General features: G+C 69.5%; 24 protein-coding genes. 8 read left to right on the top strand and 16 right to left on the bottom strand.

Features of this window, described 5'->3' with window-relative positions:
* Both ABD056_RS06990 and ABD056_RS06985 read right to left on the bottom strand, forming a co-directional pair.
* A partial coding sequence (locus tag ABD056_RS06990) for a type IV secretory system conjugative DNA transfer family protein (RefSeq protein WP_343865732.1) occupies positions 1-460 on the bottom strand: 460 nt, incomplete at its 3' end.
* Positions 461-661: 201 nt separating this feature from the next.
* The gene (locus ABD056_RS06985; protein ID WP_343865730.1) at positions 662-991 is read right to left on the bottom strand and encodes a hypothetical protein; all 330 of its coding nucleotides are present in this window, start codon (positions 989-991) and stop codon (positions 662-664) included.
* 186 nt (positions 992-1,177) lie between these two features.
* Here ABD056_RS06985 and ABD056_RS06980 point away from each other — a divergent pair, with 186 nt between their 5' ends.
* A complete protein-coding gene (locus ABD056_RS06980) occupies positions 1,178-3,673 on the top strand; it encodes a nitrate- and nitrite sensing domain-containing protein (protein ID WP_343865729.1) in 2,496 nt (831 codons plus the stop codon).
* A 29-nt stretch (positions 3,674-3,702) separates the two neighbouring features.
* Here ABD056_RS06980 and ABD056_RS06975 read toward each other — a convergent pair whose 3' ends face one another.
* The 5 genes from ABD056_RS06975 to ABD056_RS06955 form a co-directional block, all read right to left on the bottom strand.
* Positions 3,703-4,914: a sensor histidine kinase gene (locus tag ABD056_RS06975; protein ID WP_343865727.1), complete on the bottom strand. Its 1,212-nt coding sequence runs from the start codon at positions 4,912-4,914 to the stop codon at positions 3,703-3,705.
* A 96-nt stretch (positions 4,915-5,010) separates the two neighbouring features.
* A complete protein-coding gene (locus ABD056_RS06970; protein WP_343865725.1) occupies positions 5,011-5,487 on the bottom strand; it encodes a cytochrome C in 477 nt (158 codons plus the stop codon).
* 2 nt (positions 5,488-5,489) lie between these two features.
* Positions 5,490-5,930 (bottom strand): DUF1924 domain-containing protein, encoded by a 441-nt coding sequence (locus ABD056_RS06965; protein WP_343865724.1) that lies wholly within the window; start codon positions 5,928-5,930, stop codon positions 5,490-5,492.
* Entirely contained in the window at positions 5,927-6,460 is a 534-nt protein-coding gene (locus tag ABD056_RS06960; RefSeq protein ID WP_343865722.1) for a cytochrome b/b6 domain-containing protein, read from the bottom strand. The genes ABD056_RS06965 and ABD056_RS06960 overlap by 4 nt, the downstream gene beginning before the upstream one ends.
* On the bottom strand, positions 6,453-6,746 hold the full coding sequence (locus ABD056_RS06955) for a hypothetical protein (protein WP_343865720.1): 294 nt from the start codon (positions 6,744-6,746) through the stop codon (positions 6,453-6,455). Before ABD056_RS06955 ends, ABD056_RS06960 begins: the two co-directional genes overlap by 8 nt.
* A 117-nt stretch (positions 6,747-6,863) precedes the next feature.
* On the opposite strand from ABD056_RS06955, the gene ABD056_RS06950 reads away from it, so the two are divergent.
* Genes ABD056_RS06950 through ABD056_RS06940 form a run of 3 tightly spaced genes read left to right on the top strand, consistent with a single transcriptional unit; the run spans position 6,864 to position 9,204 of the window.
* Positions 6,864-7,187 (top strand): PepSY domain-containing protein, encoded by a 324-nt coding sequence (locus ABD056_RS06950; RefSeq protein ID WP_343865718.1) that lies wholly within the window; start codon positions 6,864-6,866, stop codon positions 7,185-7,187.
* Positions 7,184-7,843 (top strand): response regulator transcription factor, encoded by a 660-nt coding sequence (locus ABD056_RS06945; protein WP_343865716.1) that lies wholly within the window; start codon positions 7,184-7,186, stop codon positions 7,841-7,843. Before ABD056_RS06950 ends, ABD056_RS06945 begins: the two co-directional genes overlap by 4 nt.
* Complete coding sequence (locus ABD056_RS06940; RefSeq protein ID WP_343865714.1) at positions 7,840-9,204, top strand: ATP-binding protein; 1,365 nt, start codon at positions 7,840-7,842, stop codon at positions 9,202-9,204. Before ABD056_RS06945 ends, ABD056_RS06940 begins: the two co-directional genes overlap by 4 nt.
* A 13-nt stretch (positions 9,205-9,217) precedes the next feature.
* Here ABD056_RS06940 and ABD056_RS06935 read toward each other — a convergent pair whose 3' ends face one another.
* From ABD056_RS06935 to ABD056_RS06915, 5 genes are all read right to left on the bottom strand, one after another.
* Positions 9,218-9,403, bottom strand: a complete 186-nt coding sequence (locus ABD056_RS06935; protein ID WP_343865712.1) for a hypothetical protein — start codon at positions 9,401-9,403, stop codon at positions 9,218-9,220.
* 20 nt (positions 9,404-9,423) lie between these two features.
* A complete protein-coding gene (locus ABD056_RS06930; protein ID WP_343865711.1) occupies positions 9,424-11,109 on the bottom strand; it encodes a cbb3-type cytochrome c oxidase subunit I in 1,686 nt (561 codons plus the stop codon).
* Positions 11,110-11,123: 14 nt separating this feature from the next.
* Positions 11,124-11,768 (bottom strand): cupredoxin domain-containing protein, encoded by a 645-nt coding sequence (locus ABD056_RS06925; RefSeq protein ID WP_343865709.1) that lies wholly within the window; start codon positions 11,766-11,768, stop codon positions 11,124-11,126.
* 97 nt (positions 11,769-11,865) lie between these two features.
* Positions 11,866-12,222 (bottom strand): hypothetical protein, encoded by a 357-nt coding sequence (locus ABD056_RS06920; RefSeq protein WP_343865707.1) that lies wholly within the window; start codon positions 12,220-12,222, stop codon positions 11,866-11,868.
* An 87-nt stretch (positions 12,223-12,309) separates the two neighbouring features.
* The gene (locus ABD056_RS06915) at positions 12,310-12,732 is read right to left on the bottom strand and encodes a MerR family transcriptional regulator (protein WP_343865705.1); all 423 of its coding nucleotides are present in this window, start codon (positions 12,730-12,732) and stop codon (positions 12,310-12,312) included.
* Positions 12,733-12,816: 84 nt separating this feature from the next.
* Here ABD056_RS06915 and ABD056_RS06910 point away from each other — a divergent pair, with 84 nt between their 5' ends.
* Positions 12,817-15,102 carry a heavy metal translocating P-type ATPase gene (locus tag ABD056_RS06910; RefSeq protein ID WP_343865703.1) on the top strand — a complete coding sequence of 762 codons (2,286 nt, stop codon included), beginning with the start codon at positions 12,817-12,819 and terminating at the stop codon, positions 15,100-15,102.
* A gap of 45 nt (positions 15,103-15,147) precedes the next feature.
* Here the strand turns inward: ABD056_RS06910 and ABD056_RS06905 are convergent, their stop codons facing one another.
* Positions 15,148-15,996 carry a hypothetical protein gene (locus ABD056_RS06905; protein WP_343865701.1) on the bottom strand — a complete coding sequence of 283 codons (849 nt, stop codon included), beginning with the start codon at positions 15,994-15,996 and terminating at the stop codon, positions 15,148-15,150.
* 198 nt (positions 15,997-16,194) lie between these two features.
* Here ABD056_RS06905 and ABD056_RS06900 point away from each other — a divergent pair, with 198 nt between their 5' ends.
* The 3 genes from ABD056_RS06900 to ABD056_RS06890 all read left to right on the top strand — a co-directional run bounded on the left by ABD056_RS06900 (position 16,195) and on the right by ABD056_RS06890 (position 19,200).
* On the top strand, positions 16,195-16,665 hold the full coding sequence (locus tag ABD056_RS06900; RefSeq protein ID WP_343865699.1) for a CoA-binding protein: 471 nt from the start codon (positions 16,195-16,197) through the stop codon (positions 16,663-16,665).
* Positions 16,666-16,741: 76 nt separating this feature from the next.
* On the top strand, positions 16,742-17,788 hold the full coding sequence (locus ABD056_RS06895; RefSeq protein WP_343865697.1) for a nucleoid-associated protein: 1,047 nt from the start codon (positions 16,742-16,744) through the stop codon (positions 17,786-17,788).
* 5 nt (positions 17,789-17,793) lie between these two features.
* Positions 17,794-19,200, top strand: a complete 1,407-nt coding sequence (locus tag ABD056_RS06890; RefSeq protein WP_343865695.1) for a hypothetical protein — start codon at positions 17,794-17,796, stop codon at positions 19,198-19,200.
* 3 nt (positions 19,201-19,203) lie between these two features.
* On the opposite strand, the gene gyrB is transcribed toward ABD056_RS06890, so the two are convergent.
* The 3 genes from gyrB to dnaN form a co-directional block, all read right to left on the bottom strand.
* The gene (gyrB, locus tag ABD056_RS06885) at positions 19,204-21,645 is read right to left on the bottom strand and encodes a DNA topoisomerase (ATP-hydrolyzing) subunit B (RefSeq protein ID WP_343865693.1); all 2,442 of its coding nucleotides are present in this window, start codon (positions 21,643-21,645) and stop codon (positions 19,204-19,206) included.
* 14 nt (positions 21,646-21,659) lie between these two features.
* Positions 21,660-22,811 (bottom strand): DNA replication/repair protein RecF, encoded by a 1,152-nt coding sequence (recF, locus tag ABD056_RS06880; RefSeq protein WP_343865691.1) that lies wholly within the window; start codon positions 22,809-22,811, stop codon positions 21,660-21,662.
* A 71-nt stretch (positions 22,812-22,882) separates the two neighbouring features.
* The gene (gene dnaN / locus ABD056_RS06875) at positions 22,883-24,001 is read right to left on the bottom strand and encodes a DNA polymerase III subunit beta (RefSeq protein ID WP_343865690.1); all 1,119 of its coding nucleotides are present in this window, start codon (positions 23,999-24,001) and stop codon (positions 22,883-22,885) included.
* Positions 24,002-24,108 lie beyond the last annotated feature (107 nt).

Raw genomic sequence — 24,108 nt, 5'->3', positions numbered from 1 at the left:
TGATGCGCAGCAGCGGCCGGACGCGGCCGATGTCGGACGGCGGCACCATGAGGTAAAGCGCCGCCGGCGTATTGCGGTGCATCAGATCGGCCACCGTGAAGTCGGACGCGGCGGTGTTCGCAGCCACCAGCGGATCGGCGAACAGGGCCATGCCGGTGATGGCGGAGGAATGCACGCCGGAGCGCTCCTGCGGCGCCTTCAGCTTCATGCGGTTGGCGCCGCGCTGGACTTCGGCGTCGATGACCGGATCGCCGTGGTGGAAGGCGATCATGTCATTCAGGAGCGCGGTGAAGCCGCCGCCCTCGTCGCTGTCCTTCCCCACCGGGCGCTTCCAGAGCTCGCTCTTCTCTGTACAGGCGTACTTGGTGCAACCGTCGTAGAGCACATCGGATGTCGGGACGATGATGTTCCGATCAAACACGTAAGGATGCTGCTCGGTGCCCGGCAGCACCTCGGCCACCAGCAGGTCATGCCGGCCCCTGGGCGTGGTGATGTAGACGGTGGACAGGCGATAGGCGAAGCGCTGCTCGTCGTGGTTCTGCCAGCCGACGATCTGGATCTGGTGCGGATAGGTGACGGACGAGTTCTGGCAGGCGGTGTCGACGACCGGCGGGCAGACCTGCTGGCCGGCGGCGGTCTCATACAGCCGCAGGTGTGGATACTAGGTGTCGCTGTCGATGCAGTCGCCGGCCTGATAGGTCAGGTCGCCCATGTGATAGATGAGCTTGGTCTGGCGGTTGGACCGGTTCGATGCGAAGTCGTGGCGGAGCGTGCAGCCCTCCGCCGTCTCCACCAGCGGCACCGGCGTCGCGCCTTCTGCCGGGGCGCAGTCGCGCACGAGGATGGTAGCGTTCTCGGCATTGCGGTAGCGCAAGGAGCCCTGCTCGACCACGGTCATGCGGTCGTAGTCGACGAAGTGGGGGCAGACGGTGCGGTCTTCCTCAATGGGGAAGGCCTGCTCGGGATCGTCCTCGCAGCGCTTCAGCTCCACAAAGTTTCAGAAACACCCGCTGTCGCGAGACGGCGGGTATTTTGCTTCTGGCCGGCGATCCAACTCCCTGGCCTCTCCGTCACGCTCCACCCAAGTTTCCATACTTATGGATGAATACCAAGGTTGATGTCCCTGCGCCCTTGGGATAAGAAATGCGCGTCGGTTCATCCCAGGGAGGATGCGGGTATGAATGCGCTCTTGGCCTGGAGCGAAGTGTTCGAACTGGGTGTGGACGATCTCGATCGCGATCACCGGCAGCTCGTGGACTTCATCAACGAATTCCACGGGATGATCGGCTCGAAGGAGGCCGCCGCCCGGCTGCTGCCGCGGTTCGATGCCCTGGTGCGTCACCTGGAGGATCACTTCCAGCGGGAAGAGGCGCTGCTCGCCCGCCTGCAGGGCGGCGAGGAAGCCCGCCGGCACCGGGACGGCCACCGGCGTACCCTCGACCATCTGAAGGGCCTGCGCGACGGGCTCGCCCATGGCGATGGCGCCATGGAGGTGGAGACCGTGGTCACCTTCCTGCATCGCTGGCTCATGGACCACGTCCTGAACCACGACCAGAAGATGAAGCCGGATCTGGTGAAGGCCGGGCTCGTCACCCAGGGCGGCGGCGGGCGCGGCCGGTTCGGGCGCTTGGCGCAGGCCTTCAACCGCCTGTCCCTGGGCGCCCGCATCGTGCTGGTGGCGCTGCTGCCCACCTGCGCCCTCACCGTGGTCGCCGGCCTCACCGCCCACGACCGTTACCAGCAGGCGCAGAGCCTCGGGCGGCTGGACGCCCTGGCCGACGTGGCGGACGCGCTGAGCCACCTCGGCCACATGATCCAGGCCGAACGCGGCGCCACCGCCGGCTACCTGCAGGCCCGCACCGACGACACCACCCGCCAGCTGGCGGAGCGCCGCCGCCTGACCGACCAGTCCATGGCCGCCGCCACCGAGGGCGTGCGCCAGGGTCGGGCGCTGGGGCTGGAAGCCGCCATGCAGGCGGTGGAGCACGAGGTGCAGGGGCTGACGGTGGTGCGCGAGCAGGTGGACCGCGGCGCCATCCGCGTTCCCGACGCGCTCGCCGCCTATACCGAGGCGAGCGAAGCCATGCTGGCCGCCACCGGCGCCCTGGCCGATGCCGCCCCCAATGCGCAGCTGGTCAAGGATCTGCTCGCCTACGACCTGTTCCTGGAGATCAAGGAACTGGCCGGGCTGGAGCGCGCCACCGGCAACGTCGCCTTCATCGCCGGCCAGATCGCGCCGCAGGAGCATCAGCGCTTCGTCAGCCTGATCGCCCGGCAGGAGGAACTGCTCAAGCGCTTCACCGAATATGCCAGCCCCAACGCCCGCGCCCTGACGGCGCAGGCCGTGACCGGCGACGGCGATGCGGCGCTGGCGGCGCTGCGGGCGCTGGTGATCGCCTACCCGGAGAGCCGCCATCTGGGCGGCGTCGAAGGGGCGGAATGGTTCCGGGTCGCCACCGTGCGCATCGACCGCATGGCGGCCGCCGCCGGAACCCTGAGCGACGACCTGCGGGAAACGGTCTCGGCCCTGGAGGATGACGCCCAGGCGGCCATGATCGCCTTTACCGCCGGCGAGGTGGTGCTGCTGGCGGTCATCGCCCTGGCGTCGGTCGTGCTGGTGCGCAGCATCACGCGGCCGCTGGCCAGCCTGCGGCTGTCGCTGGGGGAACTGGCCGGCGGCAATACCGGCATCGCCATCGCCGGCCTCGACCGCCGGGACGAGATCGGCGACATCGCCCGCTCGGTCGCCACCTTCAAGGAATCCATCATCCGCAAGCAGATGGACGACGCCAAAGCGGCCATCGACCTCAGCGTCCAGAAGGTGAAGCTGGCCCGCCGCGATGCGCTGCTGGAGGAATTCCGCGCCAATATCGACACCTTCCTGCACAGCCTGACCGGCTCCGCCACCACGCTGCAGGCGGATGCGGAGACCATGACGCGGGTCGCCGACGATGCCCGCAGCCGCAGCTCCACCGTGGCGGCGGCCTCCACCCAGGCGTCGGTGAGCGTCGAGACGGTGGCGGCGTCGAGCGAGGAACTGTCGGCCTCCATCGGCGAGATCAACCGCCAGGTGGCGCAGGCGGCCGCCGTGGCGGCGCGGGCGGCCGACAGCGCCGGGGCGGCGCGCGACACCGTCGCCACCCTGGAAGACCGCGCCCACCGCATCGGCGAGATCATCGGCCTCATCACCGACGTCGCCAACCAGACCAACCTTCTCGCGCTCAACGCCACCATCGAGGCGGCACGGGCCGGCGAGGCGGGCAAGGGCTTCGCCGTGGTCGCCAACGAGGTCAAGGCCCTGGCCGGCCAGACCGCCAAGGCCACCGAGGAGATCAGCGACCAGATCAAGGACATCCAGTCCGGCGTCACCGACGCGGTGCGGGCCATTTCCGAGATCACCCGCGTGGTCGGCGAAATCGACCAGATCACCGTCGCCGTCAGCGACGGCATCCGCCAGCAGAGCGACGCCACGCGGGAGATCGCCCGCAACGTCCAGCAGGCGGCGCTGGGTACCCGCGAGGTATCGTCCAACGTGGAGGCGCTGGCCGAGGCCGGGGCGCAGACCGGGGCGCGGGCGGAACAGGTGCGCGAGGCCTCCCGCGTGCTGCGCAGCGACAGCGAGCAGCTGCGCACCCAGGTGGAAGGCTTCCTCGGCCGCATGGCGTCGCTGTAGGCACGGCGGCGCCGGCCCCGGCTTCGTCGTCAGTCGGGGCCGCCCTGGGGGTCGGGGAAGGTGACGGTGACGCAGGTGCCCGCCCCGTCGGCGGCGGCCACCGCGGCCTTGCCGCGCACCTGGGCGGCGAAGTTGCGGATCAGGTCGAGCCCGAGGGAGCCCGGCCGCGGTCCGCCGGTGGAGCCCACCCCGTCGTCGCGCACGGTCAGCCGCATCAGCCCGCCGCCCACCGTTTCCAGGCTGACGCGGATGTGGCCGCGGCGGCCTTCCGGGAAGGCGTGCTTGAGGGCGTTGGTCACCGCCTCGCTGACGGTAAGGGCGAGCGGCGTCGCCAGGTCGGCGCCGCAGGTGAAGTCCTCCACCTCCAGCTCGATGACCACCTGCCCCGGCGACGGCTGCAGCGTCTCCCCCAGGCTGTGGACCAGGCGCCGCAGATAGTCGCCGAAGTCGACGCTGCCGGGATCGTCCTTCTGGTAGAGCATGGCGTGGATCTCGCTCATGCGCATCAGGCGCTCGTGGGCGGAATGGAGGGCGGAGCGGGTGGACTCGTCCTCCGTCCGCCGCGCCTGGATCTGCAGCAGCGACGATGCCAGCTGCAGGGCGTTCTTGGCCCGATGGTCCACTTCCCGCGACAGGAAGATGCGATAGCGCAGGTCGTTGTCGCGCTCGGCCAGGGTGTCGCGCAGCACCGCCTCCATGCGCAGGCGGCGTTCCACCTCTTCCTCCAGCCGCGCCTTGGCGGCCTCCAGCTTGCGGGTGCGGCGGTCGACCAGGCGTTCCAGGTTGTCCCGCCCCTGCTTCAGCCTGCGTTCCAGGTCCACCCGGTAGGTGATGTCGATGAACGACGCGAAGTGCTGGATGACCCGGTTGTCCTCGATCACCGGGCTGATGAAGCCGGACACCCAGATGGGCGTGCCGTCCTTGCGGTAGAGCTGGATGTCTTCCAGCAGGGTGCGGCGGGCCGCCATGGCCTCGCGGATCCGGCCGGCGGTTTCGGTATCGGTGTTGTCGCCGGCCAGGAACATGTAGCTCTGGCCGAGAACCTCCTCCAGATCGTAGCCGCACAGGTCGAGGAAGGCGTCGTTGGCGTAGATGATGGGGTTGTCCCGGATCGTCGGGTCGGTGACGACCATCGGCATCCGGGTCGCCTCGACCGCAGCGACGAACGGGCCGCCCTGGCGGCGTATGGCTTCCAGGCCCTCTTCCGCATCCTGCTGGCCGGGCCTGTCTCGACGCTGCATCTCCATGGGCACCTCGTCCAACGCCGTGGCTGCGGTCTTTGCCACAACAATAGCCGAGAAGGCGCAGGCGTTTCGAAAAGACTCGCAGGTGCGAAATCAATCGTCGTCGTAAAGCCCCCGGTCGGCGCCGGTGTGGCAGGCGAGGCAGTTGGAGCGGGTGACCACGTCCGGCCGCTGCCAGACGCTCGGGCGGAAATCGTGGTCGCGCAGGAAGGCGGGGTTTTCGGTGATGCGCTGGGGGGCGCCGTCGGGGGCGACCCAGCGCATGTACTGCGGCGCCGCCCCCTGCGGCCGGACATCGCCGGCATTGGCGGTCAGGTAGGCGCGGATGGCCTCCGCCTGATCCGGCGGCAGGGTGGCGTTGTCGCCGAAGTGGTCGGACAGGGTGTCCATCATCCGGCTCCACGACCGCGCCGGCAGGAAACCCGGCTGGAAGGCCATGTGGCAGTCGCCGCAGGCGGTCCTGGTGAGCGGGTCGGTCACCGGCGGCATCCGGTCGTCCGACCCGGCCAGCGCCGGCCCGGCCCACAGCAGGGCGAGCAGCGGCAGGGCGGCACGGGAAAGGGATCGCATGGTCACTGCTCCTGCATGAAGGTGATGTAGTCGCCCTTTTCCCGCGCCGTGCAGGCGCGGCCGAGGACGGCCTCGCAGTCGCGGCCGAACTGCTTCTCCACCTCCGCCGGATCGCTGAAGCGGGAGGGGGTGGCCGATACCGCCACCGGGTCGATGGGGCGGCCGGTCCTGGCGTTGCGGCCGGGGCTGCGGGGGTCGTCGGTATGGCAGGCGGTGCAGGCGGGCGTGCGGGCATCGCCGGCCGCCCAGCGGGTGCGGAACAGGCTCTCGCCGGCCGCCGCCGAGAAGGCGGTGAAGGCGGGGTCGGCGGCGCGGGCTTCGGCGGCATACTGCTCCAGCAGGGCGGCGCGGGCGGCGGCGGCATCACCGGCCAGCACCGGCAGCGGCGCGGCGGCGGCCGTCAGCGCGGCGGCGGCGAGGATCAGGCGCGGCAGGCGGGTCATCGGGTGCTTTCCTTCCAGACGGCACGGCGGGAGGCGGTGAGGCGGCGCCACAGCGCGCTCAGGTGCCGCTTGCCGCCGACCATGACGAGGATGAAGCCGGCATGGCCCAGCACCACCCACAGGGAGACGGTGGACAGGCCCTCGTGCAGGTCTTCCACCCAGGTCAGCCAGTGGGCGGCCATGCCGCTGGCGGCGGCGGCCCCGACGGTGACGAACAGCGCCAGCGCCAGCCAGGCGAACAGGGGGTGACGGCCACGGCCGCTGCGCAGCCACTCCCGCGTCCCGGCGAGGGAGGCGCGCGGCATCCGCCACGGCACCGTGCGGGCGAAGGCCGCCACCAGCAGGCGGACGACCACCGCCGCCAGCACCGTGTAGCCGGCCACCTGATGCATGATGTAGAGGCGGTCGGAATCGCCGCTGAGATAGGCGACCAGGAAGCCGCCGGCGATCACCGCGTGCCAGGCCCGCATGGCCGGCATGGCGAGGCGGCGGGCGGCGGGGGTCGGGGCGCGGGCGGTCGTCTCAGTCATGGTCGCGCTCCCGGCTTTCGTGATGCTTGCGGCGGTGGTGGTCGTCGTCATCGCCGTGCCGGTCCCGGCCGCCGATGACGAGCGGCAGGTAACCGGTGTCGCCGCCGCCGGCCAGCCGCGGCGCCCGCTCCCGCTCCCGGTCGTGATCGCGGGCGGAGGCGGTGAGCGCCGGCGCGGCGTCGGGGTCGGCCGGCAGCGACGGCGGCGCCACCTCGGCCCAGGCGAGGCCGGCGGCGGCGATGACGCCGGCGGCCACCCGACCTTGCACGATGGTCTTGACGATCATGGGGTGTCTCCTGCTCAACTGGGTATGTCCCCCGGTCTAGCAGGGGCATCCTGAACGGCACCTGAAGGCGGCACGGCCGTTCAGCCGCCGTTCAGCCGCGCGGGCTATGCTGGGACCATGCGCCGATACCTTCATGCCCTCTGCCTTCTCCTCCCTGCCCTGCTGCTGCCGGTCGTGCCGGCGGCGGGTGGCGATGACCGCGACCACGACCACGACCGCGCCCGCCGTGCCCTGCAGGCCGGCGACATCCTGCCGCTGGCGACCCTGCTGGAGCGCACCGGCATCGAAGCCGCCGGCCGCCTGATCGAGGTGGAGCTGGAGCAGAAACACGGCCGGCCGCTCTATGAACTGAAGGTGCTGACGCCCGAGGGCCGGGTGATGAAGCACGTCGTCGACGCCCGCACCGGCGAGGTGGTGAAGACGGAGGGCAAGGCGCGATGAGGGTTCTGGTGGCGGAGGACGAACCCCGCCTGACGCTCCAGCTGGAACGGGCCCTGGCCGCCGCCGGCTATGCGGTCGACACCGCCTATGACGGCGACCGCGCCCACCAGCTGGGCGAGGCGGAGGATTACGATGCGGTGGTGCTCGATCTCGGGCTGCCGCGCCTGGATGGGGTGTCGGTGCTGCGCCGCTGGCGGGCCGCCGGCCGCACCATGCCGGTGCTGGTGCTGACCGCCCGCGACGGCTGGAGCGAGAAGGTGGCCGGGCTCGACGCCGGCGCCGACGATTACGTCACCAAGCCCTTCAACACCGAGGAACTGCTGGCCCGCCTGCGCGCCCTCATCCGCCGCGCCGCCGGTCAGGCGGACCCGGTGGTGCGGGTGGGGGCGGTGGTGCTCGACCCGCGCGGCGCCACCGTCACCCGCGACGGCGAGGCGGTGCCGCTGACCGCCCATGAATACCGGGTGCTCGCCTACCTGATGCTGCACAAGGGCAAGGTGGTCAGCCGCGCCGAACTGACCGAACACGTCTACACCCAGGATTTCGACCGCGACAGCAACACGCTGGAGGTCTTCGTCGGCCGCCTGCGCCGCAAGCTGGGGGCGGGGCTGATCGAGACGGTGCGCGGCCTCGGCTACCGGGTGCCGGAGGCATGAGCGGCGGCACCGGCGCCGCCTCCCTGCAACGGCGGGTGCTGCTGGGCGCCGTGCTGTGGATCGGCCTCGCCCTGGCGGCCGGCGGCTGGGTGCTGGTGGAGCTGTTCCGCGACCATGTGGAGGCGCAGGCCGAGGCGCGGCTGGTGACCGCCATGGACCAGCTGATCGCCGCCCTCGCCGTTGCCGGGGACGGCACGGTGGCGGTGGCGCCGCCGCCCGCCGATCCGCGCTTCCGGCAGCCGTTCTCCGGCCTCTACTGGCAGGTGGGCGAGGCGGCGGCGCCGCTGGCGCGGTCGCGGTCGCTGTGGGATGCGGTGCTGCCGCTGCCGGCCGACGAGGTGGCCGACGGCGCCCTGCGCCTGCACCGCCTCCCCGGGCCGCGCGGGGCCGCGCTGCTGACCGCCGAACGCATGGTCCGCCTGCCGCAGCGGGCCGATGCCCTGCGGGTGGCGGTGGCCGAGGATGCGGCTGCGACGGAGGCGGCGGTCGGCCGCTTCACCCGCGACCTGTCGGTGGCCTTCGCGGTGCTGGGCCGGGCGCTGGGGCTGGCGGCGGCGGCCCAGGGCACGGCGGTGCTGCGCCCGCTGGCCCGGCTGCGGCGGCGGGTGCTGGCGGTGCGGCAGGGGGCGGCGGAGCGTCTGGACGGGCGCTTCCCGGCCGAGGTGGCACCGCTGGTCGACGACCTCAATGCCCTGCTGGAGCACGACCGCGACACCGTCGCCCGCGCCCGCCGGCAGGCCGGCGACCTCGCCCACGGCCTGAAGACGCCGCTGGCGATCATCGCCGCCGAAGCCGACGCCCTGACCGCCGCCGGCCATGCCGAGGCCGCCGGCATCCTGCGCCAGCAGGTGGAGGCCATGCGGCGGCAGGTGGAGGCCAATCTGGCCCGCGCCCGCGCCGCCGCCTCGCGCGATCTGCCCGGTGCGCGGGCGCCGGTGGCGGCGGCGCTGGAACCGCTGGCGCGGGCCATCGGCCGCCTGCACGGGCGGGAGGTGACGCTGGACCTGCCGGCCGGCCTCGCCTTTCGCGGCGATGCCCAGGACCTGCAGGAAATGGCCGGCGTGCTGATCGACAATGCCGCCAAGTGGGCAAGCGGGCGGGTGACGGTGACGGCCCGGGGCGACGGCGCCGAGGTGGTCGTCATCATCGACGACGACGGCCCCGGCCTGCCGCCGGACCAGCGGGAAGCGGTGTTCCGCCGCGGCGCCCGGCTGGACGAGGCGGTGCCGGGCAGCGGCCTCGGCCTGTCCATCGCCCGCGACGTGGCGGAGCTTTACGGCGGCTCGGTGAGCCTGGAGGACGGCAACGGCGGCGCCTGCCGCGCCGTGCTGCGGCTGCCGTGCGCCGTCGCCGGCCCCTGACGGCGGCGCCTCCCTAGCGTCGTCGGTGGCGGCGGCCGGTGGCGGCAAGTACCGCCGCCAGGGCCAGGAACACCAGCGCCCCGCCGCCCCACACGCGGGCATAGCCGGGCATGCCGAGGCTCGGCACCAGGGCGTAGACGGCGGCCAGCGCCGCCCACACGGCGACGATGGCAAGCACCAGCAGAAGGTCGTCTCTCATGGTCGGGTCTCCGGTGTCCGTCAGTGGCCGTGCCCGCCGCCGAGGGCGGTGAGCGGCAGGCTGTTCAGCAGCTGGAAGGCGAAGATGGTGGCGACGTACATGCCCGCCACCAGCGCCGCCACCGACAGCGGTCCGGTCCAGGCCGGCGCCGCGCCGATGCCGCCGGCGCCGGGGCGCAGGTCGACCACCGGCAGGGGCTCCGCCGCCGCCCGCTGCGGTCGCGCCGGCAGGGTACGGACGACGCCATAGGCCAGGGTGCCGATGGCGGCGGCGAACAGCGTCGCCCCCACGCCCATGACGGCCATCAGCACCGGCCAGGCGGCAGGCGCGCCACCGCCGTAGCCGATGTCGAACACCCGGCGGGGCACGCCCATGGCGCCGGCGGCGATGCCCGCCGCGGCGAACACCACCAGCCCGAGGGTCACCAGCGCCGGCATCCGCCGCAGCACCGCCGGCCGCCACAGGCTGCCGCCACCCAGCGCCGGCAGCATCACCATCATGGCGGCGAGGAAGGTCTGCGTCAGCACGCCGACGGCGAAGAAGTGGAAGTAGGCCGGCACGAAGACGGTGTCGGACAGCATGGGCGCCAGCTTCTCCTGGATCAGCACGAAGGCGAAGACCAGGCCGAGCATCATGTTCACCGCCGCCCATCCCATGGCGGCCATGGCCGGGTTCTGCCACGGCAGGCGGCGCATCCAGCCGAACAGGCCGCCGACCCCGCCCTGGGCGCGGGTGCTCGCCTCCAGCGACGACACGATGATGGCGAAGGCCGCCACCGTCGGCACCGACACGAACAGCGACAGCAGCGACCCGGCCACCCGCACGCCCGGCGCCAGGTCCGGCTCCAGGAACATGTGGTAGAGGCTGGTGGGCGGCACGAAGACGAGATAGGCGGCGAAGACCAGCTTCGACAGCCGCGCCCCGTGGATGGAGGTGACGCCGGTCAGGTGGGTCGCCAGCACGTACCACACCACCACCGTCGCCATCAGCGGCAGGTAGTGCAGGTTGTGGAACAGGATGTGCCATTCCGTGCCGTGATCGCTCGGGAAGGCACCCGCCCCCAGCGCCCACAGCAGGCCGGGCAGGAAGGCATTGGCGGCGGCAATGGCGCTGACCACCAGGAACCCGGCCCAGGCGAAGACGGCGAAGCCGACCGCCGAGAAGGTGTCCGCCGCCCCGTCCCGGCGCGGCTGCAGGACGGTGGCGATGGCGCTGGCCGCCACCGCCGTCAGCCCTGCCGCCAGCAGCAGATAGCCGAGGGCGAACAGGCCGACGGAGGCGGGATCGTCGCGCCCCGGCTCCGGGTTGCCGTCGTAGAGCAGCGGCGTGCCGGTGAGCGTCACCACCTCGCTGACCGCGAAGCCGGCGACCATCAGCGCGGCGCCGATCCAGGCGAGCGGCCGCAGGACGATGCCGCGCCCGCCCTCGACCGCCGCCAGGGCAAGCAGCAGCGCCGCCTGCCCGAGATAGAGCCAGTAGAAGAACACCGACACCCCATGCAGGGTGAGCACGCGATAGGCCGTCGTCGGCACCAGACTGACGGCGCCGGAGCGGGCAAGGGCGGTGACCAGCCCGCCCAGGAGGCCGAGGCAGAGGGCCAGCAGGGCGGCCGCGAACAGCAGGCGCAGCAGGCCGCGGTCGGGCGCCGGCAGGGCGGCGAGACGGCCGGTGAGGGTGGTGGGGGCGGCAGGATGGGAGTGTCTCATGGCTGCGCTCCCCCTCAGGTCACGATCAGGCGGCCGTGCATGAGATCATGCCCCTCGCCGCAATAGACGGTGCAGTACACCAGGTACTCGCCCGGCCGGGTGAAGGTGAGGGTCTGCTCGCTGACGGCGCCGGGGCGCAGCCGGATGATGCGGCTTGCCGGACCAAGCTGGAGCGAGGCGCCGTGGGTGACGTCGTCGGCCATCATGCGGAAACGGTAGGCGACACCGGCCCGCAGGCGCAGAACCGCCGGGCTGTAGCCGAAGCTCTCGGCCAGCAGCAGGACGTCGACCGGCGCATCGGCGGCGGGGGCGGCGGTGCCGTGGCCGTGGTCATGGCCGTAGGAGTCGGCCGTGGCGTGCGGGTCGACGCTGCCGTCAGCCTGCTCATGGCGGCGCAGGAAAGTGTCGTGCTCGCGGCGGAAGGCGGCGGCGGAAGGGCTGCCGTCGCCGGCGCCACCCCGGCCGGCCCCCCCCCCCCCCCCGCCGGCATGGCCCCCGGCGGCGGCGGGCGGGGCGTGGTCGGCGGCGGCGTCGTCATGGCGGCGGAAGGGAAGCGGAGCGGCGCCATGGGCCGCCCAGGCACCGTAGAGCGACACGGCGCCGAACCCCAGCCCGGCGATGAAGCCGCGGCGGGTGGTGAAATGCCTGTGGTGGGGCATGATGTGGTCCATCCTCTGATGGCAAGGCATGGGCAGGCGCACCGGCCGCCCGCAGGCGCCGGTGCGGGAAAGGGCCGCCACGCGGGCGGTCCGGCCGTCAGAGGAGGGGTTTCGGCGGGCGAGGCTCGGGGCGAATGGCGCGGGCATCGGGCGCCCAGGCGCGGCCGGGCTGCCAGAGGGCGTCCTCCATGCCCAGGCGCACCGCCGGCAGCAGGCTGCCCGGCGCCTCGGCGGCGGGGCAGCAGGGGGCGACCACCGCCGGCCCGCCCTTGTGGTGGCCGGCGGCCTCGCCATGTCCCGGCGAGCCCGGCAGGGCGGCATGGTGGAAGCCGGAATGGCCGGCGGCCGATGCCATGTGGCCGCCATGCTCCGCCGCCAAAGCCCCGGCGACCGCGCCGGCCAGCAGCGCGACGATCAGGGTCAGGGCGGTGAACAGGCGGACAATAGGTGTCATTCGGCGCCGATGGGTCAGGCAGGCCAGGGCGTCGAGACTATCCGCGAACGCCCCGCCGTGCAATGTCGCGCCGGTACTTCCGCGCCGTCAATGATGCTCGTGCAGGCATTGCCCGTGGTCGGCCAGCACCTCGATGACGCGGCAGTGGCAGATGCGGTCCTGGCTGCATTCGTCGATCATGCGCTGGACCTCGCGGCGCAGGGTTTCCAGGCGGGCGATCCGGCTTTCGATGTCGGCCAGATGCGCCCGTGCGAGGCTGTCGGCCTGGTGGCAGGAGCGGTCGGGCTGGTCGCACATGTCCAGCAACTGGCGGATCGCCTCCACCTCGAACCCCAGGTCGCGGGCGTGGCGGATGAAGACCAGGCGCCGCTGCGTCCGGTCGTCATAGAGGCGGCGGTTGCCGGCACTGCGCGCCGGCGGCGGCAGCAGGCCGATCTGTTCGTAGTAGCGGATGGTCGGGATCTTCACGCCCGTGAGGGCCGCCAGTTCGCCGATGGCCATGTCGCCCATGACGAAAAACTCCTCTTGCTTCTCCAGTCGCTAGAGATCGTACCGTCTTCCCGAGGCGACATCACCATCGGAAAGGAGTGCGTCATGGGCGCTGCACCGGCGCGGCAGGAAACCCGGTTCGCGGTGGAGGGCATGGACTGCGGCTCGTGCGTCAGGAAGATCGAGACGGCGCTTGGCCGCCTGCCGGGGGTGGAGGAGGTGTCGGTCTCCCTCGCCGCCGGGGCGGTCACCATCCACCATGACGCCCGCACCACCGCCGCCGAGATACGGGACATCGTCGCCCGCCTCGGGTTCCGTCCGGCGGCGCTGGCGGAGAGCCTCCAGCCCCAGACTTGCGGAGGCAGCCAGGGTAGTGCCGGCGGTTGCTGCGGCCCCGCTGCCGGGGCGGCCTCCTGCTCATCGCCGCCGCTGCCGCCGTCGCCCTCGCCGGCCCCGGCGCCGCGGCGGGAGGAGCGCCGCTGGTGGGCCACCCCCGCCGTGGCGCTGCTGGCGGTCAGCGGCGCGGCAATCGCCCTGGCCGTCGTCGTCGGCCTGCTGGCGCCGGAGCTGGAGCGGTGGGCGTTCCTGGCGGCGGTGGGCGTCGGGCTGGTGCCGGTGGCCCGGCGGGCGGTGGTGGCGGCCCGCTACGGCACGGTGTTCCCCATCGAGATGCTGATGACCGTCGCCGCCGTGGCGGCGGTGGCCATCGGGGCCGAGGCCGAGGCGGCCACCGTGCTCTTCCTCTTCCTCATCGGCGAGCTGCTGGAATCGGTGGCGGCCAGCCGGGCCCGCGCCGGCATCCGCGCTCTGGCCGACCTGATGCCGCGCACCTGCCGCCGGGAAACCCCCGCCGGCGCCATCGAGGACATCGCGGCCGACCGGGTGGCCATCGGCGACATCATCCAGGTGCGGCCGGGCGACCGGGTGGCAGCCGACGGCGTGATCCTGTCCGGCACCGGCGGGGTGGACGAATCGCCCCTCACCGGCGAAAGCATCCCGCGGCTGAAGACGGCGGGCGACCCCGTCCACGCCGGCACCATCAACGGCGACAGCCTTCTGCGCGTGCGGGTGACCGCCGATGCCCGCGACAACACCATCGCCCGCATCGTCCGCCTGGTGGAGGAAGCGCAGGAGAAGAAGGCCCCCACCGCCCGCTTCATCGAACGCTTCGCCCGCTCCTACACCCCCGCCATCGTCGCGGTGGCGGTGCTGGTGGCGATCGTTCCGCCGCTGTTTGCCGGCGGGGCGTGGCACGACTGGATCTATCGCGCCGCCGCCTTGCTGCTCATCGGCTGCCCCTGCGCCCTGGTGATCTCCACCCCGGCGGCGATTGCGGCCGGGTTGTCGGCCGGGGCGAGGCAGGGATTGCTCATGAAGGGCGGCGCGGTGCTGGAGGCGCTCGGCCGCACCACCCTGGTCGCCTTCGACAAGACCGGCACGCTGACCGAGGGGCGGCCGCAGGTGACCGACGTGATCGCCGGCGAGAACGGCGACACCGGCGCGGTTCTGTCCATGGCCGCGGCCCTGTCGGCCGGTTCCAGCCACCCTGTCGCGGCGGCCATCCTGCGGGCTGCCGAGGGGCTGGCGATCCCCGCCGCCGACCATGGCGCGGCGGTGCCGGGCAAGGGGGTGGAGGCCCGCATCGGCGGGGCGCAGGTGTTCCTGGGGTCGCCGCCCGCCGCCGCCGAACGGGCCGGGCAGGACGCCGTCGCGGCGGTGGCGGCCCCCCTGGCGGCGGCGGGTCGGACCGTTTCGGTGCTGGTGCGCGACGGCGCGGTGGCCGGCGCCATCGGCCTGCGCGACACCCTGCGGCCCGACGCCGCGGCGGCCATTGCCCGCCTGCGCACCCTCGGCATCGAGGCGGTCATGCTGACCGGCGACAGCCGCCCGGCCGCCTCCCGCATGGCGGCGGAGCTGGGCATCACCGTCCATGCCGAGCTGTTGCCGGAACAGAAGCTCGATCTGGTCCGCCGGTTCCAGGCCGACGGCGCCCAGGTGGCCAAGGTGGGCGACGGCATCAACGACGCCCCCGCCCTGGCGGCGGCGCAGGTGGGCATCGCCATGGGCGGCGGCACCGATGTGGCGCTTGAAACGGCCGATGCCGCCAGCCTGCACGCCCGCGTCGGCGACATTCCGGCCATGGTCGTCCTGTCGCGCCGGACGCTGCGCGTGGTGCGGCAGAATGTGGCGCTGGCGCTGGGCCTGAAGCTGCTGCTGCTGGTCACCACGGTGGCCGGCGTCACCGGGCTGTGGCCGGCGGTGCTGGCCGATACCGGCGCCACCGTTCTGGTGACCGCCAACGCGCTGCGCCTGCTGCGCCGGCGGGCGGAGCCGGCCCCGCAGGTGCCGCAGGCGGCGGCCTCGCCCCTGCGGGCACCCTCGTCGGCCTGAGCGGCGGCGCGCCGGGTGGCGATCCGGCGCGCTGCCTCGGGCGGCTTATCGGTGCAGGTCGCGGATGTCGGCTTCCAGGTTGTTGAGGCGGCCGGCCTCGTCCTCCAGCAGGCTGCCGACGGCGGCGATCTTGGCGCTGAGCGGGCCCTGCTCGATGAAGGTGCGCATGTCACCGGCGCGGCCGGCATCGCGGAAGGCTTTGCCCTGCGCCTCCACCCACATCATGTAGTGGTAGCGGGCGCCCTCGGTCATCGGCGAGACGGCATCGGTGATGAGGCCGATCTGCTTCACCGCTTCCTTGATGCCGGCCTTGACCACGAAGGCCTTGGCGCAGGTGGCCTTGGCGGTCTTGACGGCGGTGTCGTACTGCTTCAGCGAGGCCAGGAAGCGCTTCTGGCAGGCGATGGCCTCGGGCAGCGGCTTGCCGTCGACGCCCGACAGCTGCACTTCCTTGGCGGTGGCGAACCACTTCACGCCCGGCTTCTTCAGGAAATCGGTGCTGCACAGGTCCTTGGCATGGCGGCCGAGGATGTCGGTAAGCGGGCGCGGGGCGTTGTTCAGCGCCTCCTGCTTCTTCACCGAATAGTCCATGAGGATGGAGTCGAGCGCCTCCGACAGCTTGCCGATTTCCTTGCGGTAGTCGTCGGTCTTGTCCGCCTTGTCGGCCTTTTCCAGCTGCTTGACGTAGTCTTCGCGCGCCTTCATGAAGACCACCATGGCCTTCTCGGTGCTGTCGAGCGTCGGCTTGGCGAGGGCGGCGTCCAGGGTCTTGCAGGCCGATTCCAGACCGCTCGACTTGCGGAACACGCCGAGCACGCTCTCGCTCGGCTTCTTCTTGCCGGTGGCGGTCTCGAACTGCTTCTTGGCGGCCTGCCACTGCTTCAGGTAACTCATCGTCAAGGTTCCCCCCTTGCGGTGTGAAAAACCGGCACCGGGCCGCAGGCGCGGCCGGCACCGCCTCGCCTATATCTACACCAAATGGGGAAGGAAGCTCTACCTTCTGGCGAAGTGGCAGGCTCTGCCCGCCGCACCCCCGCCGCCGCTCGCGCGTTGCAGGAACAGGATACCCTGCAACCCACCGGAGGCCCTGCCATGGTCGAGTTCCGCCACGATCCGTCCGTCGTTCCCGAAGACCCCAACGACAAGGTCCAGTACCCCGAGGAATACCTGCGGGAGATCCTCAGCGACGTCTTCAAGGTGGCCGTGCTGGGCTACCACCCGGATTACGAGAGCGCGGCCTATGTGGAGCGGTTGAAGGCCCGCGGCTTCCACATCATCCCGGTGAACCCGACGCTCGCCGGCGAAACCCACGTTAACGAGGTGGTGCCGCCGAGCATCTTCGAGATCCCGACCAAGATCGACATGATCCAGGTGTTCGGCGGCCCGGAAGACGCCATGTTCGCGGCCCGCGGCATCGCGGAGCACAAGGACAAGATCGGCGTGAAGGTCCTGTGGCTGGAACCCGGCACCTGGAACCCCGATGCCGCCCGCCTGGCCGAAAGCGCCGGCGTGCGGGTGGTCATGGGGCTGGATGCGGCGGAGGTGGCGGAGAGGTTGGTGTGAGGCAACCTGATGATTGCACAGAAAAACAACTTTTCATAATATGGGCCCCGCGCAGCAACCAGGAGCGGGGGGCTTTATGTTCGACGTGTGCGACATTCACAACTTCGTGTACCACATAATCGAGAAGCGGTCTGACGGCGGGAGCGGATTTGCCCACCGGTTCCTAAGCCCGATAGCCTTGACCGGAAGACCGAAGCGATTTTTCGAGGACGTTATCCGCGCTCACTCTGCGACGACAAAGTACAAGTTCAGACCCATCGCCCCTACTAGCTCAGGCGCCACGCCCTCAGGCACAGTAGAAGCCAGGGCGCGTAGCATAATTGCCAATTCCTCTCTCTTTGAAGCGGAGAGCCTCGAACTCGCCCGGAACTTTTTCACTGCCCACACACAAGGGGCGGCGGAAGGGATCCTAATAGTCACGCGATTCTACGGCGGCACCACTAACTCCCTACGGGCAATGATAGCGCTTATTAAGTATGATAACGAGAGCGTTCTTCGGTACGCGCGGGACGGCGGGGCCGCGGGATTCGAGGAAATCACCAACGCTCTTGTTGAGAACCCACGAAGTGTAATGAAGTGCGCGATCATCGACCCTTCCGGGCAAGGAGGATGGGATGTCCTCGTAAAAGATCGACAAAATGAAAGGCGAGGCATTGCGGAGTACTTTGAAAATTTTCTAGGTGTCGATGTTGTAATTTCGCCAGAAAAAGCGACCAAAGACACCGTTGATGTCACCCATTCATGGGCGAAATCGGAAAATCGGATTGCTGACCCCGTGGCCAAAGCCGAGTATCAACACCGGGCAGTTGACTTCTTCCGCACTCAGCCTCAGTATACGCTCGATAGTTTCCTGAATTATGTGGTCGGGCCGGAGCAACACGCGGAGGTCGCAGAGCTTCGGGCCAGCCTTCGCACCTTCCTCCAGGAAAATGGCTGCAGTCATGACTTCGAATCGAAGCCGCAGGGCCTGAGGAAGGCTCAGATGAAACAAACTCTGGTGACGAGCGAGGACGTCCTGATTGTAATGCCGAACGGACCGCGGGCCGGAAATGTTGAGGGCCCGTTCGACGAAGACGGCATGAAGGTCATCAAGATTCGTAGCGCGACGATCAGTAATCGGTGACTCTAATGATTCCTGATCCACTAAGGGATATTTTCCGCGCCGCCCAGAGAGCGCGAGCGGCCACTGGCGTCAGCATTATCGAGGACTGGCGAGACAACAACACAAGGCTTCAGTGGAACGGGAACATTCCGCCGGAGGTAGTCGCACTTCGCGACTACCTCTTTGCAGTCCAGCAGACTGGCAGCGCTGAAGACCTGTACGTGGAGAAGTCTACGGAGCTTCGAATAGTGCGGCCAGCGATCGCCGAGCACTACTTCGGGGACGCCGACTCCGTCATCCTATTCTTCAATCCGGGCAGCCTTGAAGAAGCAATGTACTCCGGTGCAGGAATTACATTCCGAGCGGAATTCCTGGAAAAGCTGCGAAAGTGCCATAAAATCATCTCTCCCAGCGTCGACAAAATGTTTCGCGCCGGCGCAACTCTGTACATATCTCCGTTAGAAAGGCGAGCCAGACTTTACGTCCCGGAAGCTCCTGCTAACGTTGAGGTACAAGACGAAGACCTAAGGCGACGCGTCACCATTCATGAAGGAGCGGGGGCGCCTTGCCCTAATCTGCTCTGGCCGATAGCCCCCGCAACAGACTGCGCTGCGGCGCAAGCGGTACGGCGAATGGCATTCGCTCACATGGTAGCCAGCCTCTCCACCGAGATACTATCTGGCAATAGAATTATAATAAAAGCCGAAACAAAAATTGAGTTAAAGCTAGACCCTCAGAATACCAACATTGGGTATCAAGAACTATGCGATTTCTCATCGTTTTTTAATTGGATCAACGCAAATCAGGATCCATATACAGAAGAAAGGATAATGATCACCCGCCTCAAGATCGCAGAGGCATTAAATGATGTTCCACAGTGGGGCGACGGACTCTCCGAAATTCTGACGCGATTCCCGAAAATTCAGGCCGATACTCGAGAGACGTATCAAGCCTTCCTGAAAGGAAAGATTGATAAATACATTGAAGACCAGAAGAAACTCATAGAGAACGTAAAGTCCCTATCCGATACTCTTTCGCAGAGAACAAAAAACCTAGCATCATCTCTTTTTAGAGATTCGTTTCTTTCGGTTGTTGCGGTCCTCGTCACTATCGGACGGATACTGACAGGAAGTTCGATCGGGGGACCGCAACTGGCGCTTCTAGAAACGGTCCTCGCGACGCTCGCCATCGCGTCAGGTGCCGTCCATATTGGTATTGCAGCCTTCGAGGGCCACTTGTCGCGGAAGGAGTTCTTGGCCTGGAGCAAGCGTATTCGCGACGTTATACCTGAACAAAGGTACAGAGAAATTGCTGGTGAAATGCTCGAGCAAAGAATAGCTTTTTTTCATTTTAGCTTGGCAGCTGGAGCGGCCGGCTACATAGCCTTGGCCGCCGCAGTATACAACCTTCATAAAATCATCCCCGGCATTTGACGCTCACACATCCAGATTCGTCACGTTTAGCGCGTTCTCCTGAATAAACTCGCGCCGCGGTTCCACGATGTCGCCCATGAGCGTCGAGAACACCTCCTGGGCTTCATCGGCGTGGGCGATCTTCACCTGCAGCAGGCTGCGGGCGTTGGGGTCGAGCGTCGTTTCCCACAGCTGGTCCGGGTTCATCTCGCCCAGGCCCTTGTAGCGCTGCATGGACAGGCCCTTGCGGCCGACCTCGATGAAGCTGTCGAGCAGCTGCACCGGGCCGCGGATCTGGCGCTCCGCGTCCTTGATCTTCAGCACCGCCACCTTGAAGTAGTATTCCTTCAGCTCCTCGGCCATGGCGTTCAGGCGGCGGGCTTCCGAGCTGTGGACGGCCAGCGCGTCGATGACGTGGGTTTCCGTCACCCCGCGCAGGGTGCGCGCCAGCACGATGGCGCCGTCGTCCTGCACCGATCCGGTCCAGCCCTTGTCGTGCTCGTCCTCCTGCAGGTCCAGGCGGCGGGCGACGTATTGCGCCGCCTCCTGGCCCTTGGCGGGGTCGGCCAGGGTTTCCGGGTTGAAGGCGCCGGCGATGGCCACCTGTTCCAGCAGGCGCGTCGGCACCCGGCGGGTCATGTTGTGCAGCAGGGTCTTCACCTGCCGGCCCTTCTCCACCAGCTCGCGCAGGTGGGCGCCGGAGATCTGGGCGCCGCTGTTCAGGGTCAGCACGGCGTCGTCAATGGCCGCGCCCACCAGGTATTCCTCCATCGCCCGGTCGTCCTTCAGGTAGGTGGAGGACTTGCCGCGCGTCACCTTGTAGAGCGGCGGCTGGGCGATGTAGAGGTGCCCCTTCTCCACCAGTTCCGGCATCTGGCGGAAGAAGAAGGTCAGCAGCAGGGTGCGGATGTGGCTGCCGTCGACGTCGGCGTCGGTCATGATGATGATCTTGTGGTAGCGCAGCTTGTCCAGCGTGAAGTCGTCGCGCCCGATGCCGGTGCCGAGCGCGGTGATCAGCGTGCCGATTTCCTGGCTGCCCAGCATCTTGTCGAAGCGCGCCCGCTCCACGTTCAGGATCTTGCCGCGCAGGGGGAGGATGGCCTGGAAGCCGCGGTCGCGGCCCTGCTTGGCCGACCCGCCGGCCGAGTCACCCTCGACGATGAACAGTTCGGAGGCGGCCGGGTCGCGGTTCTGGCAGTCGGCCAGCTTGCCGGGCAGGCTGGCGATGTCGAGCGCGCCCTTGCGGCGGGTCAGTTCGCGGGCGCGGCGGGCGGCCTCGCGGGCGGCGGAGGCTTCCACCACCTTGCCGACGATGCGGCGGGCTTCCTGCGGGTGTTCCTCGAACCACTGCGCCAGCTTGTCGGCGACGATGGTTTCCACCACCGGCCGCACCTCGGAACTGACCAGCTTTTCCTTGGTCTGGCTGGAGAACTTGGGGTCGGGCACCTTCACCGACAGCACGCACGACAGGCCCTCGCGCATGTCTTCGCCGGTCGGCTGCACCTTTTCCTTCTTCAGCAGGCCGGTTTCGGTGGCGTAGGCATTGATGGTGCGGGTCAGGGCGGCGCGGAAGCCGGCCAGGTGAGTGCCGCCGTCCTTCTGCGGGATGTTGTTGGTGAAGCACAGCATGGTTTCGTGGTAGGCGTCGGTCCATTCCAGCGCCACTTCCACGGTGATGCCGTCCTTTTCCCCGGCCACGCTGATGGGCGGCTCGTGCAGGGCCTGCTTGGCGCGGTCGAGGTAGCGGACGAAGGCCTCGATGCCGCCTTCATAGTGGAATTCGGTCTGCTTCGGCTCGGCGTGGCGGCGGTCGATCAGCACTAGGAAGACGCCGGAGTTGAGGAACGCCAGTTCGCGCAGGCGGTGTTCCAGCGTCGCGAACTCGTAGTCGGTGATGGTGAAGATGTCGGTGCTGGCCTTGAAGGTGACCTCGGTGCCCGACTGCGGCTTGTTGCGCCGCGCGTCCCACGGCGCGTCGCCCACCAGCTCCAGGTGCTTCACCGTCTCGCCGTTTTCGAAGCGGGCGTAGTATTCCTTGCCGTCGCGCCAGATGCGCAGGTCCAGCCATTCCGAAAGCGCGTTGACCACCGACACGCCGACGCCGTGCAGACCGCCCGAGACCTTGTAGCTGTTCTGGTCGAACTTGCCGCCGGCATGCAGCTGGGTCATGATGACTTCCGCCGCCGACACGCCCTCTTCCTTGTGGATGTCCACCGGAATGCCGCGGCCGTTGTCGCGCACGGTGACCGAGCCGTCGCCGTTGAGGATGACCTCGCTGCGGTCACACCAGCCGGCCAGCGCCTCGTCGATGGCGTTGTCCACCACCTCGTAGACCATGTGGTGCAGGCCCGACCCGTCGTCGGTGTCGCCGATGTACATGCCGGGACGCTTGCGCACCGCCTCCAGCCCTTTCAGAACCTTGATCGAGCTGGAGTCGTAGACGGGGACGGCCTGGGGTTCGGTCATGGGACACTCTCGTTTCAGGACAAACGGGCGGCGGACACGGATGCGTCCTTCACCGTGAGATACTGGGCGCGGTCGCCGAAGCCGGCGAACAGCGCATGGTCGGTGCCGGTCAGCCAGCTCTGGGCGCCGAGCGCCGCCAGCCGGTCGAACAGGGCGCGGCGGCGGTCATCGTCCAGATGCGCCGCCACTTCATCCAGCAGCAGCAGCGGCGCCGTGCCGCGCAGCGAGGCCTGGATGCGGGCCTGGGCGAGCACCAGGGCGATCAGCACCGCCTTCTGCTCGCCGGTGGAACACTGCTCGGCCGGCACGCCCTTGCCGGCGTGGGTCACCTTCAGGTCGGTGCGGTGCGGGCCTTCGGCGGTGGTGCCGGCCTCGGCATCGCGGCGGCGGGCGGCGGCCAGGGCATCGCGCAGGCGATCCTCGGCATCCACCGCCGGCAGGGTGTCGAGCCACCCTTCCACCAGCCCGTCGAGCGCCACGCCGGCCCGCGGAAACGGCCCTTCCGCCTCCGCCAGCGCCGCCGTCAGCCGGCCCATGAAGTCGCGCCGCGCCGCCGCCACGGCGACGCCGTGGGTGGCCATGGCATCTTCCAGCCCGGCCAGCCAGGCCTTGTCCATCCGCCCGTCGCGCAGCAGCCGGTTGCGCTGGCGCATGGCGGTTTCATAGGCCGCGGTGCGCGCCGCATGGGCCGGGTCGAGGCCGTAGACCATGCGGTCGAGGAACCGGCGGCGGCCGCTCGCCCCTTCCTGGAACAGCCGGTCCATGTCCGGCGTCAGCCACAGGGCGGTGACGTAGTGGCCGAGGTCGCCCTGGGACCGGGCCGTCTCGCCGTCGATGTGTACCGTGCGGCGGTCGCCGGGGCCTGGCTCGCGGCCGGTGCCGATGGTGACGTCGCCGAGCGGCCCGTGCACCCGCGCCGCCACCGCCCAGCCGCCGTAGGGCGCGGCGGGAGCGTCGCGGCGGCCGACCTCCGACAGCTTCGCCCGCCGCAGGCCGCGGCCGGGGGACAGGAAGGACAGCGCCTCCAGCAGGTTGGTCTTGCCGGCGCCGTTGTGGCCGGTCAGCACCACCGGGCGCAGGTCCACGTCCAGCCGCAGGTGGGCGTAGGCGCGGAAATCGGTCAGCGTCAGGCGGGTCACGCCGATGCGCTCCCCGTCGGCCGCCATGCCGCCGGAGCCCGCCGGCCCGCCCTCGGGCGCGCTGCAGAAAGGCCCGCCGTCACGCAAAATCGCGCCCGTCACACCCGCATGGGCATCAGGACGTAGATCGCCGAGCCGTCGTTGACCTCGCGGATGACGGTCGGGCTGGCGGCGTCGGCCATGTCGAAGCGGGCGGCCTCGCCCTCGATCTGCGCCATGATGTCGAGCAGGTAGCGGGAGTTGAAGCCGATCTCCAGCGGCGACGCCTCGTAGCGGGCTTCCACCTCTTCCACCGCCGAGCCGGCCTCGGGGCTGGAGGCGGACAGGGTGAGCACGCCGCGTTCGACGCTGACCTTGATGGCGCGGCTCTTTTCCGTGCTGATGGCCGACACGCGGTCCACCGCCTCGGCGAACAGCTTGCGGTCCACTTCCAGGATCTTGTCGTTCTCGGTCGGAATCACCCGCTCGTAGTCGGGGAAGGTGCCGTCGATCAGCTTGGAGGTCAGCACGGCATCGTCGAAGGCGAAGCGGATCTTGGTTTCCGACAGGCTGACGGAGACCTCCATGCCGGTTTCCTCGATCAGCTTGCGCAGCTCGCCCACCGTCTTGCGCGGCACGATGATGCCCGGCATGCCGCCGGCGCCCTCGGGCAGCGGCACCTCGAACCGGGCGAGGCGGTGACCGTCGGTGGCCACGGCGCGCAGCACGTCGACGCCGTTGGACTTGGCGGCGTGCAGGTAGATGCCGTTGAGGTAGAAGCGGGTTTCCTCGGTCGAGATGGCGAAGCGGGTGCGGTCGATCAGCGACCGCAGGTCGGCCGCCGCCAGCCGGAAGGTGTGGCTGAACTCGCCGCCCACCATGGCCGGAAAGTCCTCCACCGGCAGGCACGACAGCGAGAAGCGCGACCGGCCGGAGCGCAGCGACAGCTGGCTGTCGGCACTGTCGTAGGTCAGTTCGATCTGCGAGCCGTCGGGCAGCTTGCGCACGATGTCGTGCAGGGTGTGGGCCGGCGCCGTGGTGGCGCCGGGCTGCGCCGTTTCCGCCGCCACCGCCTCGATGATCTCAAGGTCCATGTCGGTGGCGTTCAGCTTCAGCCCTTCGCCGGTGGCGTCGAGGCGGACGTTGGACAGGATGGGAATGGTGTTGCGCCGCTCCACGACGCTCTGAACATGTCCGAGGGACTTCAGCAGGACGGAGCGTTCGATGGTCAGTTTCATGTCGAAAAGCGGCCTGAAAAAATGATGTGGCAGAATGGCTTTCGCGCCGTCGGGCGGAAGCGCCCGAGTATACCACAGCGCCCCCGGCGGAGAAGGGAAAAGGGCAC

This window comes from Caenispirillum bisanense (assembly GCF_039523075.1).
Classification (GTDB): Bacteria; Pseudomonadota; Alphaproteobacteria; order Rhodospirillales; family Rhodospirillaceae; genus Caenispirillum; species Caenispirillum bisanense.
Note: the sequence above shows the minus strand (reverse complement) of the source record. Positions and strands in the feature narration are given on the sequence as shown.